Source organism: Burkholderia gladioli (assembly GCF_000959725.1).
Lineage (GTDB): Bacteria > Pseudomonadota > Gammaproteobacteria > Burkholderiales > Burkholderiaceae > Burkholderia > Burkholderia gladioli.
Genome location: NZ_CP009323.1, coordinates 1,113,188 through 1,127,679 on the forward strand (window position 1 = coordinate 1,113,188; position 14,492 = coordinate 1,127,679).

General features: G+C 69.5%; 11 protein-coding genes. 1 reads left to right on the forward strand and 10 read right to left on the reverse strand.

The features are described from left to right. Positions 1 to 65: 65 nt before the first annotated feature. From ptsP to BM43_RS21890, 9 genes are all read right to left on the reverse strand, one after another. Positions 66 to 2,648 (reverse strand): phosphoenolpyruvate--protein phosphotransferase, encoded by a 2,583-nt coding sequence (gene ptsP, locus BM43_RS21850; protein WP_036049118.1) that lies wholly within the window; start codon positions 2,646 to 2,648, stop codon positions 66 to 68. A 16-nt stretch (positions 2,649 to 2,664) separates the two neighbouring features. Beyond that, positions 2,665 to 3,672: an SIS domain-containing protein gene (locus tag BM43_RS21855; protein ID WP_013699438.1), complete on the reverse strand. Its 1,008-nt coding sequence runs from the start codon at positions 3,670 to 3,672 to the stop codon at positions 2,665 to 2,667. Further along, on the reverse strand, positions 3,665 to 4,768 hold the full coding sequence (gene nagA, locus BM43_RS21860) for an N-acetylglucosamine-6-phosphate deacetylase (protein WP_013699439.1): 1,104 nt from the start codon (positions 4,766 to 4,768) through the stop codon (positions 3,665 to 3,667). Before nagA ends, BM43_RS21855 begins: the two co-directional genes overlap by 8 nt. A 508-nt stretch (positions 4,769 to 5,276) precedes the next feature. Beyond that, positions 5,277 to 6,191 carry a helix-turn-helix transcriptional regulator gene (locus tag BM43_RS21865; RefSeq protein WP_172535116.1) on the reverse strand — a complete coding sequence of 305 codons (915 nt, stop codon included), beginning with the start codon at positions 6,189 to 6,191 and terminating at the stop codon, positions 5,277 to 5,279. 2 nt (positions 6,192 to 6,193) lie between these two features. Continuing rightward, entirely contained in the window at positions 6,194 to 6,829 is a 636-nt protein-coding gene (locus tag BM43_RS21870; RefSeq protein WP_036049114.1) for a YbhB/YbcL family Raf kinase inhibitor-like protein, read from the reverse strand. Between the two features lie 149 nt (positions 6,830 to 6,978). Next, on the reverse strand, positions 6,979 to 10,221 hold the full coding sequence (locus BM43_RS21875; RefSeq protein WP_036049111.1) for an error-prone DNA polymerase: 3,243 nt from the start codon (positions 10,219 to 10,221) through the stop codon (positions 6,979 to 6,981). 4 nt (positions 10,222 to 10,225) lie between these two features. Then, positions 10,226 to 11,692 carry a Y-family DNA polymerase gene (locus BM43_RS21880; RefSeq protein ID WP_036049110.1) on the reverse strand — a complete coding sequence of 489 codons (1,467 nt, stop codon included), beginning with the start codon at positions 11,690 to 11,692 and terminating at the stop codon, positions 10,226 to 10,228. Then, entirely contained in the window at positions 11,628 to 12,338 is a 711-nt protein-coding gene (gene imuA, locus BM43_RS21885) for a translesion DNA synthesis-associated protein ImuA (RefSeq protein ID WP_013699444.1), read from the reverse strand. Before imuA ends, BM43_RS21880 begins: the two co-directional genes overlap by 65 nt. Positions 12,339 to 12,499: 161 nt before the next feature. Next, positions 12,500 to 13,315: a MetQ/NlpA family ABC transporter substrate-binding protein gene (locus tag BM43_RS21890; RefSeq protein WP_036049108.1), complete on the reverse strand. Its 816-nt coding sequence runs from the start codon at positions 13,313 to 13,315 to the stop codon at positions 12,500 to 12,502. Positions 13,316 to 13,564: 249 nt separating this feature from the next. On the opposite strand from BM43_RS21890, the gene BM43_RS21895 reads away from it, so the two are divergent. Further along, the gene (locus BM43_RS21895) at positions 13,565 to 13,855 is read left to right on the forward strand and encodes a YciI family protein (RefSeq protein ID WP_036049107.1); all 291 of its coding nucleotides are present in this window, start codon (positions 13,565 to 13,567) and stop codon (positions 13,853 to 13,855) included. A gap of 16 nt (positions 13,856 to 13,871) precedes the next feature. Here the strand turns inward: BM43_RS21895 and BM43_RS21900 are convergent, their stop codons facing one another. Next, positions 13,872 to 14,486: an SCO family protein gene (locus BM43_RS21900; RefSeq protein ID WP_036049106.1), complete on the reverse strand. Its 615-nt coding sequence runs from the start codon at positions 14,484 to 14,486 to the stop codon at positions 13,872 to 13,874. Between the last annotated feature and the right edge of the window lie 6 nt (positions 14,487 to 14,492).

Below are 14,492 nucleotides of genomic sequence, written 5' to 3' on the forward strand. Positions count from 1 at the left end.
CTTTCGTTGTTGATGTGCATGTGTTGCGGGGAGGAACTACGACGCGAATCCGGCTGCCGCCGTGCTCAATCCTGCGGCCAGATTTCGCGACTGGCCGCGCGAACCGCCTGGGCGGAATCGAGCGACAACAGATCCTGGGCGCGCTGGCGGCACAGCGCGTAATCGAGGCTGCGCACGCGCGCCTTGATGCCCGGCACCGAGACCGGGTCGACCGACAGCTCGGTGACGCCGAGCCCGACCAGCACCGGCACCGCCGCCGGATCGCCGCCCAGCGCGCCGCATACGCCGACCCACTTGCCGTGCTTCTCGGCGCCGCGCACGGTCGCATCGACCAGGCGCAGCACGGCCGGATGCAGGCCGTCGGCGAGCGCCGCCAGATCGGCCTGGCAGCGGTCCATGGCGAGCGTGTACTGGGTCAGGTCGTTGGTGCCGATCGAGAGGAAGTCGGCATGCTGGGCGAGCTGGTCGGCCAGCAGCGCCGCCGACGGCACCTCGATCATCACGCCGACTTCGATCGGCTCGGTGCGGCCCAGCGCTCGGGCGAAACCGTCGATGCGCTCGCGGATGCGCACCAGTTCGCCGGCATCGGTCACCATCGGCAGCAGGATGCGCACCGCGCCGAACGGCTTGACCGCCAGCAGGCCCTGCAGCTGGTCGTCGAGCAGGTCCGGGCGCACCTGGGCCAGGCGGATCCCGCGCAGGCCCAGCGCCGGGTTCGGCTCGGGCGGCAGGCTCAGGTAGTCGACTTCCTTGTCCGCGCCCACGTCGAGCGTGCGGATGATCGCGGTACGGCCCTGCAGCGCGTCGACGATCGATTGATAGCTGTCGCGATGCTCGTCGGTGGTCGGCGCGGCCTGGCGATGGATGAACATCAGCTCGGTGCGCAGCAGGCCGACCGCGTCGGCGCCGTTCTCCACGGCGGTCTTCGCGTCGTCGAGCGTGGCGATATTGGCGGCCACCTCGATATGGCGCGCGTCGGTGGTGCTGGCCGCCTCGCCCGACAGGCGGCGATTGGCCTCGCGCACGCCGGCCAGGCGCTGGCGCTCCAGGCGCGCACGCTCGACGTCGAGCGCGGTGGGCGCATGTTCGACCCGGCCGCCGGTCGCATCGACCACCACCTGGGTGCCGTCGGGGATCGCGAACAGCGCGTCGCCCACCGCCACCAGCGCCGGAATGCCGAGCTGGCGCGCGATGATCGAGGCATGCGAGGTCGCGCCACCGCGCGCCATCACCAGCGCGGTGACGCGCTGGCGGTCCAGCGAGGAAAGGTCCGACGGCGTGAATTCCTCGGCCGCGAGCACGGCCTCGTCGGGCAGCTCGCGCACGGCGCCGGCGCTCAGGCCCAGCGCGCGCAGCACGCGCTTCTCGATGTCGCGCAGGTCCGAGGCGCGCTCGGCCAGCAGCGGATCGTCGAGCTTGCCGAGCACGGCGATCTGCGCGCGGATGGTTTCGCGCCAGGCGAAACCGGCGCTCTTGCCGAGGCTGATCAGGTCGCGCGCCGCGTCGATCAGCGCCGGGTCCTCCAGCAGCACGCGATGCACGGCGAAGATCCCGGCCTCGCCCACCGCGCCGCGCTGCGAGGCGCTGCGCACGGTGTGATCGAGTTCGGCATCGACCGCGCCGAGCGCCTGGTCGAGCAGGCGGCTCTCGGCCGCCGGCGTGCCGGTCGCCAGCTCGGGCGGGACGATCTCGGCCTGGTCCCAGCGCACCAGTTGGCCGACCGCGATGCCGGGCGCGGCGCACACGCCGGCCAGCGTATTCGGCGCGAGCGGCTGGCCCGGATTGCGCGGCGCGCTCGCCGGCGCCGGGAAGGCCTGCCGCGTCGGGCGCTCTTCCACCTCGCCGTGCGCGGCGCGCAGCAGTTCCTCGGCGATCGCGTCGACCGCCTCGGCAGCCTGCGGGCCGACGCCCACCAGCTCGATCACGGCGCCTTCGCCCGCGCCCAGCGCGAGCAGGCCGACCACGCTCTCGATCGCGGCCTTGCGCTCGCCGAAATGGATATGCACCTTGGCGTCGAGCCCACGCGCCGCTTCCCGGGCGCGCGCGGCCGGCCGCGCATGCAGCCCGCCCGCGTGGGCCAGCGTGATCTGGCGACGCGCTTGCATCGCGTCGGCCACGTCGCGCGCGGCGGAGGCCACTTCCGTGGAGGTCGCGCGCAGCGTCAGCAGCGGCGTCTGGCCAGCACGCACCACGCCGCGGCCGGCGCGCTCGACGATCTCGAAGGCTTCCGAATTCGCGATGGCTATCACCGAGACCAGGCTCGGCGCGGCCTGCGCGACCAGGTCCGGATCGAATTCGACCAGCACGTCGCCAGCGGCCACCCGCGCGCCCGCATCGACCCTCGGCGTGAAGCCGCGGCCGCTCAGCTCGACCGTGTCGATACCGATATGCAGCAGCACCTCGGCGCCCTCGGCGGTGGTGATGGTGACCGCGTGGCCGGTGCGCGCCAGGTGCGTGACGATGCCCTCGCAAGGCGCGACCAGACGGCCCTCGAGCGGATCGATACCGATCCCGTCGCCAAACATGCCGCCGGAGAACACCGGGTCCGGCACGTCGGCGAGCGGCACGACGGGCCCCGTCAGCGGCGCGAGCAGCACGAACTGGTCAGGGGATGGCTTCTTCAACTGGGACTCCTCGGCACGTCTCATCGTCAATCTCGCGGGATCAGTGAGTTTCGGTGACTTTGTTCAGGTGACGCGGCGCATCCGGATCGCGCCCTCGCGCCACCGCCAGGTGCGCGGCCATCACGTAGAAGGACAGGATCGCGGCGATCGGATCGAGCGCCGTGTGGGCCGCGCGTTCCAGCGGCAGGGTCGCCTCGGGCGTGCCTTCCGGCGCGGCCAGCAGCACCCGCGCGCCGCGCGCGCGCATGTCGGCGGCGAGCTGCAGCAGGCCGGCCTGCTCGGGCCCGGGCGGCGCGAACACCAGCAGCGGGTAGTCGCGGTCGATCAGCTCCATCGGGCCGTGGCGCACCTCGGCACTCGAGAAGGCCTCGGCCTGGATGCCCGAGGTTTCCTTGAGTTTGAGCGCGGCTTCCTGGGCGATCGCCAGGCCCAGCCCGCGGCCGATCACGATCATGCGCTCGACCTCGCGCAGCTCGTCGATGGCGCGGGTCCAGTCGAGCGTGCCGGCCTTGGCGAGCGTTTCGGGCAGGGCGCGCAGGCCCGTCATCAGCGCCGCGTCGCGCTGCCAGAGCGCAACGATCTGCGCCGACAGCGACAGCATGGCGATATAGCTCTTGGTGGCGGCCACCGACAGCTCGGGGCCGGCGCTGATCGGCAGCGCGTGTTCGCAGGCGTCGCCCAGCGGCGAGGGCAGCACGTTGACGGCAGCCACCGTCAGCGCGCCGGCCTCGCGCAGCGCGGCCATGGTGTTGACCAGGTCGGGGCTCTTGCCCGACTGCGAGAAGGCGATCGCGAGCTGGTCGCGCACGCGCAGCGGCGCCTGCTGCAGGGTCGCGACCGACATCGGCAGCGAGGCCACCGGCACGCCGAGGCGGCTCATGGTGAGGCTGGCGAAATAGCTGGCCGCGTGGTCCGAGCTGCCGCGCGCGACCGTCAGCGCGACTTGCGGCGAGGTGGCCAGCAGGCGCTCGGCGAGCGCCTCGACACGCGACAGATCGGCCAGTTGTGCGGCCACTACCTGCGACGCCTGGCGCGCCTCTTCAAGCATATTCGACAATCGATTCTCCTTCGACATAGGTCGCGGTCAGGTTCAGGTCGCGGTCGAACACCGCGACGTCGGCCCAGGCGCCGCGCGCCAGGCGGCCGCGGTCCTCGATGCCGAGGTAGTCGGCCGCGTAGCGCGACATGCGATTCGAGACGTCGGCGATCGGCAGGCCGATCGAGACCAGGTTGCGGAACGCCTGGTCCATGGTCAGGGTGCTGCCGGCCAGCGTGCCGTCGGCCAGGCGCACGCCGCCCAGGCACTTGGTGACGTGCTGGCTGCCGAGCCGGTATTCGCCGTCGGGCATGCCGGTGGCCGAGGTGCTGTCGGTCACCACGTACAGGCGCGGGATCGAGCGCAGCGCGGCGCGGATCGCGCCGGGATGCACGTGCAGCAGGTCGGGGATGATTTCCGCGTATTCGGCATGCGCGAGCGCCGCGCCGACCAGGCCCGGATTGCGGTGGTGCAGCGGCGACATCGCGTTGAACAGGTGGGTGAAGCCGCAGGCGCCGTGCTTGAGCGCGGCCACGCCGTCCTCGTAGGTGGCCAGCGAATGGCCGAGCTGCACGCGCACGCCGCGCGCGGCCATCTCCGAGATGATCTCGATATGGCCGGCGATCTCGGGCGCCAGCGTGACCACCCGGATCGGCGCGATCGACAGGTAGCGCAGCACCTCGTCGAGCGCGGCGGAAACCGCCGCGTCCGGCTGCGCGCCGAGCTTGCCGGGATTGATGTAGGGGCCTTCCAGATGCACCCCGAGCACGCGGGCGCAGCCCGGCGTGCGATGGCGCGCGCGCTCGCCCAGTTGCGAGACCACGTTCATCAGCTCGTCGCGCGGCGCGGTCATGGTGGTCGCCAGCAGGCTGGTGGTGCCGTAGCGCGCATGGGTCCGACCGATCGTCTCGATCGCGTCGCCGCCCTCCATCACGTCGGCGCCGCCGCCGCCATGCACGTGCAGGTCGATGAAGCCCGGCACGATGTAGGGGTCGTCGTTGCGCGAGGGATCGACCGGCCGGCCGCTCAGCGACGTGATCCGGCCATTGCCGAATTCGATCGTGCCGTGGCGCCAGCCCTCGGGTGTCAGTAGATTTCCGGTCAGCATCGCGTTCACTTGACTCCGGTATTGCGGTTGCGAGAGGAAGCCGGCCGGCGGGCCTCGATGGACTTGGCATCGAGCCTCGATGCGGGCGGCTGATGGACGGGACAGCACGCTCGGCGGCGGGTTCCCCGCCTGGCGCCTAGCGATGCGCGTGCCCGTCGTCCGGACGGGCGATGGCGGCCGACGGATCGTCCTGCCGCTGCCATGTGCGTCGCGGACCGGTTCGCCGCGACGGGCCCACCCGTCCGAAGCGAGGTGATTATATAACCAAACTAATACCAGTCAATTTTGATGGACGAGCCGCCGAGCCATCTTGAAAAGCCGTGCCCGGCAAGCGTTTTAGTGTGAAATTGGCTTTGTTTATCGGGCTTTGGCGACTCGGGATTTACCCGTAGGGCAAATACCAGTGGCTCGCGGGAGGAGGGACAGGCGGCGTGTTCGGCAAGCGAACCATACCTGCATAGGACCAGTTCGGCGAACTGGTATCTCTCGATGGGGGAGACAGGAGGGTTTATCTGACCGTCGAGGGCAGGCAGCCGAAACGCGCCTGGAAGCGCTCCGTGAAACGGGCGCGAGATCGGTAGCCGCAAGCCTCGGCGATATGCGCGATGCCCCAGGCCGTGGTCTGCACCAGCATCATCGCGTGGTGCATGCGCACCTCGATCAGCAGGTCCTCGAAGGCCGCCTGCTCGGCCGCCAGACGCCGCCGCAAGGTGGCGGCGCTCATCGCCAGCGCCTTGCCGGCCGTCTGCGCGGTCCAGTGATGCGCCGGCGCCTCGGCGATCAGCGTGCGCAGGCGCGCGGCCGTGCTGCCGGCGTCGAGGCGGGCGAAGCGCTGGCCGCGTTCGGCGAGCGCCAGCAGCAGGTCCAGCAGGCGGAGGCGCAGGCGCTCGTCGCTGATCGCGGGAGCGGCGATGCTGTCGAGCACATGGCGTAGCGTGGCGGCGAGATCCGTATCGAGCGGCACGCAGCGCCATGGCGCGTTCGGTGCCGGCGCGCGCGGACTCGGTGCGGCGCGCTCCAGATCGTCGAGCAAGGCGCCCGACAAGCCCAGGAAGACCGAGCGAAAACGCCGCTCGGCACCGCCGGGCGTCTTCAGCAGGTCGGCGCAACTGCCCGGGTCGACCAGCACCAGCGAATCCGGCGCATCGACCGAAAGCGGCGCGAGGCCGTCGTCGATGTCGAGCCGGCCCGCGGCGATCAGCAACAGGGTCGCGTCATGGAACACGAAACGCGAGGTGGCCTGGGGCTGACTCAGGCAGGGCTGGCCCAGTGCGCAGAGCGCGCGCCGGAACAGCGGCTCGCCCGAAGGCGAGCGCCAGGCGGCCGGGTCCGCCTCGACGGGACGAGCGGCGCCGTTTTCCCCGCCGCCGGCCGCGATACGCGCCGGCGGCGTCGCGGCCGAACCCGGATCCCGCGTCTCCATCCTTAGCCGATCGTCACGGCGGGATTCAGGCTGTAGAGGCCCGTCAGGCTCGCCTGCCCGAGCACCGGCGCCTTGGCCAGCGCGGCGCGTACGTTCGCGCCCGTGAGCGGGCCGTCCATCTCGAGCCTGGGCGCGCCCAGCGCATACACGGTGAACACATAGTGATGGACGATCTCGTCGTTCCACGGCGGGCAGGGGCCGTCGTAGCCGTAGTAGTCACCCTTCATCTGCTCGTCGCCGGCGAACCAGCCGGTGTAGTCGTTGATGCCGTGGCGCAGGCCGGCCGGCGCCTGCGGGCCCGGCTTGCCGCGCGGCGTGACGCCGTCGGACTGCGCGCCGGCCGCGATCTCGGTGGTGCCGGCCGGGATGTCGAGCAGCAGCCAGTGGAAGAAATCGACACGCGGCAGCGAGGCCGGCACCACGCGCCCTTCCTGGTTCACGTCGTCGCCGAGGCTCGGCACGTCGGGATCGTGGCAGACCAGCACGAAGGATTGCGTGCCCGCGGGCACGTCGCGCCAGGCGAGCTGCGGATTGCGGTTGGCCGACAACGCGACATGGCTGGCCGCGTCGGGCACGGCGAAGGCGAATTCGCCGGGGATCGGCTGGCCGTCTTGGAAATTCTGGCTGCTGAGCTGCATGGAAGAGTCCGTCCAGGTGGGTGATCGGGGCAGCGGCAAAGCCGCATGCATGACCACGTATTGTAGGAAGCTCGGGCGCATCGATGATCGCAAATACGATCACGGATGCGCCAATTCGGATCTTTTTGATTGTCTGGAGCGCATCGCGTTCAATGAAACTCGCGGCTCGAGGTGCGCAGGCTGCCCAGCAGCGGCGTCAGGTCCTCCAGGTATTGCGCGATCAGGTGCTGGACCTCGTTCTCGGATTGCCAGACGCCGTAGACGGCCAGCAGCCGCGAATCGAGGATTTCACGACGCTGCCGTTCGAGCAGTTCGCGCCGAACGATGATGTTGACGCTGCCGGTCTCGTCCTCGAGCGTGACGAACAGCGTGCCCTTCGCGGTGCTCGGCATCTGCCGCGCCGTCACGATTCCGCAGGCGCGGGCCAGGCGGCGATTGCGATGCTGTGCCAGCTCCTGCGCGGAAGCCAGCCGCCGCGCGCGCAATTGCTCGCGCAGCAGCGCGACCGGGTGGCGGTTCAGCGTCAGGCCGATGGTGCGATAGTCGGCGACGATGTCGTCGGCCTCGGACGGCGCGCCGAGTTCGGGCCGCACCGGCTCGTCGATCGGTGCCATCGCCAGCAGGTCGCGCGAGGGCGCGGCGGCCACCGCCTGCCACAAGGCGTCGCGCCGGTTGCCGGCCAGCGTGGCGAAGGCGTTCGCGGCCGCCAGTGCCTCCAGGTCGCGCCGTTCGAGCCGCGCGCGGCGCGCGAGATCGTCGACGCTCGCGAAAGGGCCCTGCTGGCGTGCTGCCTCGATTCGCAGCGCGGCTTCGCGGCCCAGTCCGGCAACCAGCGACATGCCGAGACGTACCGCCGGGCGGCCTTCGGGCGGCGGCTCGTCGGGCAGCGGTTCGAGCGAGGCATCCCAGTTGCTCGCCGTCACGTCGATCGGTCGCACCGTCACGCCGTGTCGCTTGGCGTCCTGCACCAGTTGCGCGGGCGGATAGAAACCCATCGGCTGGCTGTTCAGCAGCGAGGCGAGGAAAATCGCCGGCTCGTGGCATTTGAGCCAGCTGCTGGCGTAGACGAGGATCGCGAAGCTCGCCGCGTGGCTTTCCGGGAAACCGTATTCGCCGAAGCCCTTGATCTGCTCGAAGATCTGGCTGGCGAACTCGGAGGGGTAATGACGCTCCGCCATGCCCTTGACGATCTTCTCGCGATACTTCTCCAGGTTGCCCTTGCGTTTCCAGGCCGCCATCGCGCGCCGCAGTTCGTCGGCCTCGCCGGGGGTGAAGCCGGCCGCGATGATGGCGATCTGCATCACCTGTTCCTGGAAGATCGGGACGCCCTTGGTGCGCTCCAGCGCAGGTCTGAGATCATCCTTCAGATAACTGACCGGCTCGAGTCCTTGCCGCCGCTTCAGGTAGGGATGCACGGCACCACCCTGGATCGGCCCAGGCCGCACGATCGCGACCTCGATCACGAGATCGTAGTAATTCTCCGGCCGCAATCTCGGCAACATCGACATCTGCGCACGCGACTCGATCTGGAATACACCCACCGTATCGGCATTCGAGATCATGTCGTAGGTCGCCTTGTCGCCCTCGCGAATGTCATCGATGCTCATGCGCTTGCCGCGCCACTCGCCGACAAAATCGAACGCGCGCCGCAAGGCCGTCAACATGCCGAGGGCGAGCACATCGACCTTCATCAACCCGAGCGCCTCGAGGTCGTCCTTGTCCCACTGGATTACGCGTCGCCCTTCCATCGCGGCATTCTCGACCGGTACCAGTCGTGTGAGCTTGTCGCGGCTGATCACGAAGCCACCGGAATGCTGCGACAGATGACGCGGAAAACCGAGCAGCCTCGAAGCCATCTCGGCCCAGGCCTGGATGATCTGCGCTGAGGGGTCCAGCCCAACCGAAGCGAAACGTGCAAGCAAATCGGCGCGGCCGTCGAACCACCGATGCTCCTTGGCGACACGCTCGACCAGCATCAGGTCGACACCAAGCGCCTTGCCGGTTTCACGCAGCGCGCCGCGCGGGCGATAGGTCGAGACAGCAGCCGCGAGTGCCGCTCGGTCATGGCCGTATTTCCGATAGATATACTGAATGACCTCCTCGCGTCGCTCATGCTCGAAGTCCACATCGATATCGGGCGGCTCGCCGCGCTCACGACTGATGAAGCGCTCGAACAACATGGTGGTCCGGCCGGGATCCGCCGCGGTCACGCCCAGGCAATAGCAGACCACCGAATTCGCGGCGGAGCCGCGGCCCTGGCAGAGGATCTGTTGGCTGCGGGCAAACTTGACAACGTCGTAGACGGTGAGAAAGAACGGTTCATACGCCATCTCGGCGATCAGGCCCAGTTCGTACTCGATACGTTCCTTCACCGAATCGGGAACACCGTTCGGGTAGCGCCTGCGCGCGCCACTCCAGGTTTCCTGCGCCAGGTATTGGGTCGGCGTCATCCCTTCCGGCACGATCTCGCGCGGATACTCGTACTTCAAGTCCCCCATCTCGAAGCAACAGGCACCAAGCACCCGACAAGTCTCCGCAAGCGCCTCCGCCGGAAACAGCCGCCCGATCCGCCCCAGCCTGCGCAGATGCTGCTCGGCATTCGACGCCAGCGCATAACCGCATTCACCGACCGGCTGCCCGACGCGAATCGCCGTCATGATGTCCTGCAAGGGCTTGCAGGAACGCGCATGCATGGTCACGTCACCGAGCGCGACCAACGGCATCGCGCGCTGCACACTCGCTGCCTCGATCGTCTCGCGATAGACGCCATCGAGCGCTCGCCCCAACTGCACGAGTCCGAGCCGCGCCTGCTCGCCGAAGACGTGCTTGAACCACGCCACCTGCGCATCGAGCACGTCGGCACGCACGGGATAACTCGGCACGAGGATCGCGAAGCAATCGGGCACGCCGCGCAGATGCGCGAACTCGGAAGGCGGAGCAGCCAGCATGCGCGGCGTCAGCGTGTAAGTGCCCTTCTTCGACGCCATGCGCCGCCACGAGATCAGCTCGGAGAGATTGCCGTAACCCTCGCGATTGCGCGCGAGCAGCACCAGCCCGAAGGCGCCGGGCCCCGGATCGCCGCCGGGCGCCACCACATCGGCCGTCACCTCGAAATACGAGCCGATCACCAGGCGCAGCGGCTCGGGCTTGCTTGCCGGATCGCTGCCCGCCTCCTCCCATTGCTTGAGCAAGGCTTCGGCATTCGCCTTCGCGGCCACGTGCATGCGCGGCGCGCCTGCCAGCGAGCACTCGTCGGTGATCGCGATGCCGCGATAGCCGAGCGCCTGCGCGCGCTCGACCAGTTCCTCGGCCGCCGAGGCGCCGTGCAGGAACGAGAAGTTCGATCGGCAGAACAGCTCCGCATAAGCGGGCAAGGCATTCGGGATCGCCATCGCCTCACCCGAACAGGCCGTGCAGGAACCAGCGCGATTCCTCGCCGTCCCGGTCCTGGTAGATCCAGTAGCAGGCCCCATCCTCGTCCTGCGCGACGTGGTAGTCGCGCAGGACGAGCCGGCCGTCGAACCAGCCGCCCTCGATACGCTCGAAGCTCGACATGATGCGAAGCTGCCCGCGATAGCAGGGCCGTTCATCGCGCATCGCGAGCGGAATCGGCTCGGCCAGCAGCCAGGCCGGACGCGGCGACGCGACCGGCTGCGCCGGCAAGCGCCCGGCCGGCGCATGCAGGGGCAGCCATCGGTTCGCGGTTTCGGGGCGATAGTCGGCCGAAGGCACGGCGCGCAGCACGTTGTCCGCGCCGAGCCGGGCGCTCAGCAACTCGACGAGCCGCGCGCGGGCCTCGCGCGTGCGCCCCGGCTCGGGAAACAGGTCGACGGGCGGCGGCGCGACCGATTCGACGCGTATCGCGACAAGCCGCACCGCGAGCACCGCGCCCGGCAATTCGAGGCACGCGAGCCGTTCGCCGAGCACGCGCAGGCAATGCGTTTCGTCGCGCGTCGGTTCGGCAAAGGCAAGCTCGATGGCGGTGGGCGGCACCGCCGCGCGGCCGCGTTCGTGATCGAGATCGAAGCGCAGCACCGCGACCGACAACTGCCGCGCGGCCAGCCAGCCGCCGAGCTGGGCGACCAGCCGGCGCGCGACGAACAGCACCGCCTCGGCATGCTCGACGCGTTCGGGCAGTTCGAGCCGCACATCGAATTCGGGGGGAATCGGCAGCCAGGCAAAGGGCTCGGGCAAGTCGCCATAGGCGCGATCGAGCGAGGCCAGCAGTGTCGGCCCGCAGCGCCGCTGCAAGCCGGCACGCGGCAACCGGCGCAGATCGGCCAGCGTCGCGCAGCCGAGCCCGTCGAGCCAGCCGGCGTAATCGCGCGCGGCCGGCATCAGCTCGCAAGGCAACGCATCGAGCGAGCACCGCAGCGTGGCCTCGCGCATCACGCGCCGGCGCCGCCCCGGACGTGGCCGGGCGCGCGCCAGCAACCAGGCGCCGCGGCCGGTCGGCGCGGCACCCAGGCGCGCCGCGTAACCCAGCGCGTCGAGTGCCGCCCGCACCTGGCGACACAAGGAAGGCAGCCCACCGAACAGGCGCAGGCTCGGGCCGACATCGACGATCAGCGTCGCCTCCTCGTCGAGCGCGACCGAGGGCGAGAAGCGCAGCAGCGCGATCGCCACCGCGCGCAGCGCATCGGCCTCGCGCGCGAGATCGCGCTCGACGAGCCGCGTCTCGGGCGCCAGCGTCAGCACGCCGCCGCGCTTCATGCCGGGGCGCACGCCGCCGGAGCGGGCCGTGGCATCCGCCATCAGCACCACGCCCTGCTCGAGCACCGCGCTGCCCACGCCGTCCTCAGACGGCGGTGCGCACACGTCGAGCGGCAGGCGCGGCAGATGGATGCCGAGCAAGACGCGCATAACGACCCTCCACGATCGGCGACGGCAAGGCCAGCTCGAGCGGTGCCGCCGCGGCCGGCCCGCGGCGCTTGACGATGTCGATCGTCACGCCGCCCGGCACCGGCTGCAGGGCGAGCCGCAGCACGGCCGGCGAAGGCTGCCGCGCGGCCGCGAGCGGACGAAGCATCACGAACAGCGTGTCGCCGGCACGCGCGGCGGCCAGGTGCAGGCGCCGCAGCACGTCGGCAGGCGCGGCCTCGACCTGCCAGAACAGCAGCGCGCCACAGCATCCCGTCTTCAGCGATTGCTCGGCTGTCCACAGCGCATCGCGACGATTCCCTGTGCGTAACCACAGCAGCGCATCGAGCGGCACGCCGAGTTCGGCCAGCGCCGCCGCGTGCGGCGGATGCGGCGGGGCGACCAGCGCCAGCGGCCGCGACTCGGCCACCGTGCCGGCCAGCCCCGGCGCGAGCAGCCGCATCTCGCCACAGCCCGCGTGGGGTACCAGCAACTCGACCAGCCCGCCCACTGGCCAGCCGCCCCCCGGCAATTCGGCCGACAGCGCCGGGTAACCCGTCGCGATCGTGCGCGAGCCGCCACGGGCGAGCTGGGAGCCTCGCCAGAGAGACGGATGCAGCGATTCGAGGGGGATGGGAGACGCAGACATTGGGCGGACGATTACTGTACGTTTATACAGTATAGGGGAAGCCGCCCGGCCTCGTACAGATTTCGAGATGGAAAGCCTGGAGGGCCGGAACCCATCACGCCACAAACGACGAAAGGCCCCGCGGGGCCTTTCGAGAAGAAACGATGAGGTCGATCCGACGCTTAGAACGACGGGACCATCGAACCCTTGAACTGCTTGTTGATGTAGTCCTTTACTTCCGGCGACTGGTAGGCGGCCACCAGCTTCTTCACCCAAGGCTGGTTCTTGTCCTGGGCGCGCACGGCGATCAGGTTCGCGTAGGGGCTGGTCAACGATTCCAGCGCGATCGCGTCCTTGGTCGGCTGCAGGTTCGCCGCGATCGCGTAGTTGGTGTTGATCACGGCCGCGTCGACGTCGCCGAGCACGCGCGGCAGTTGCGCCGCATCCAGCTCGGTCAGCTTCAGCTTCTTCGGGTTGCTCGCCACGTCGAGCACGGTCGCGTTGTTGCCGCCCGTGCCGGCGCCGGCCTTCAGCTTGATCACGCCCTGCGCCTGCAGCAGCAGCAGCGCGCGGTTCTCGTTCGACGGATCGTTCGGCACCGCGAGCTTCGCGCCTTCCGGCAGGTCCTTCAGCGACTTGTACTTCTTCGAGTAGACGCCGATCGGCGAGATGTAGGTCAGGCCGGCGCTGACGATCTTGTAGCCGCGCTGCTTGACCTGGCTGTCGAGGTAGGGCTGGTGCTGGAAGCTGTTCGCGTCGAGGTCGCCCGAGTCGAGCGCGGCGTTCGGCTGCACGTAGTCGTTGAACTCGATCACCTTCACGTTCAGGCCTTGCTTCTCCTTGGCGACCTTCTGGACCACCTGCCAGACCTGCGCGTCCGGGCCGGCGACCGTGCCGACCTTGATCACCTTGTCCTGCGCCTGCGCGCCGAGGGAAAGGCCGAAAGCCGCGCTGGCCGCGACGGCGGATACCACCTTGAAGAGATTGCGACGCTTCATCTGTTGTTCTCGCTTGCTGTAGTGCTGTTGCCGTACCGATTGGATCGAAGGAGCGGCGCGGCTCGTGGCTGCCCGCCCCCAAAGACTGCGCATGGTGTCACAGGATGCAGGCCAAGTGAAATACATCCCGCTCATATGGGTATGCGCCGCAACGGGGAAGGCCCGCGCGCTGTTCAGGGCCGGGCCGCCGTGCTAAAAACGCTTCGGCGCGGCACCCCATGAACGCGCCGCTTCCGCACAGGACCTCGCATGTACGTGATCGACATCCATTACATCGCGCCGCTCGAGCGCGTCGACGCCGCCCTCGACCGCCATCGCGCCTATCTGCAGGTGCAGTTCGAGAACGGCGTGTTCATCGCCTCGGGGCCGAAGGTGCCGCGCAATGGCGGCGTGATCCTCGCCGCGCGCATCGAGCGCGAACGGCTCAACGCTATCCTGGCGGCCGATCCCTTCGTGATCGAGGGGCTCGCCACCTACACCGTGACCGAATTCAAGACCACCCGCGTGGCCGCCGGGCTCAACCTGCCCGCGCTGCCCTGAGCGAGGCGCTCGCCGTTCAGCCGAGCAGCAGCTTGAGGTCGTGCACCCACGGCCCCGGCCCTTGCCCGTCACGCACGAACAGGCGCAGCTTGCCGTCGGGATCGAACACGTAGCTCGCGGCCGTGTGGTCCATGGTGTAGCTGCCCGGCGTCTTGCCGGCCGCTTTCGCGTAGTAGATCCGGAAATCCTTGGCGACCTGCCTGAGCTGCGCATCGTCGGCGGGACGCAGCGCGATGAACGAGGGATCGAAGGCGGCCACGTACTGGGCGAGCAGCGGCGCCGTATCGCGCTCGGGATCGAGCGTCACCAGCAGCACCTGCACGCGCTTCGCCTCGGGGCCGAGCTGCTGCATGGCCTGCGCGAGCTCGGCCAGCGTGGTCGGGCAGACGTCGGGGCAATGCGTGTAGCCGAAGAACAGCACCACCGCACGGCCCTTGAAATCGGCGAGCGTGCGCAGCTTGCCGGCGCTGTCGGGCAGCGAGAAATCCTTGCCGAACTGGGTATTGCCGGTGATGTCGAGATTCTGGAAGGCAGGCTGCTGGTCGCAGCCCGTCAGCGCGCCCGCGAGCAGCAGGGCGCCCGCGCAGGCGGCCAGCCAGCGGCGCCGCGAGAATCGGGAGGCGAGACTCACGTGCGC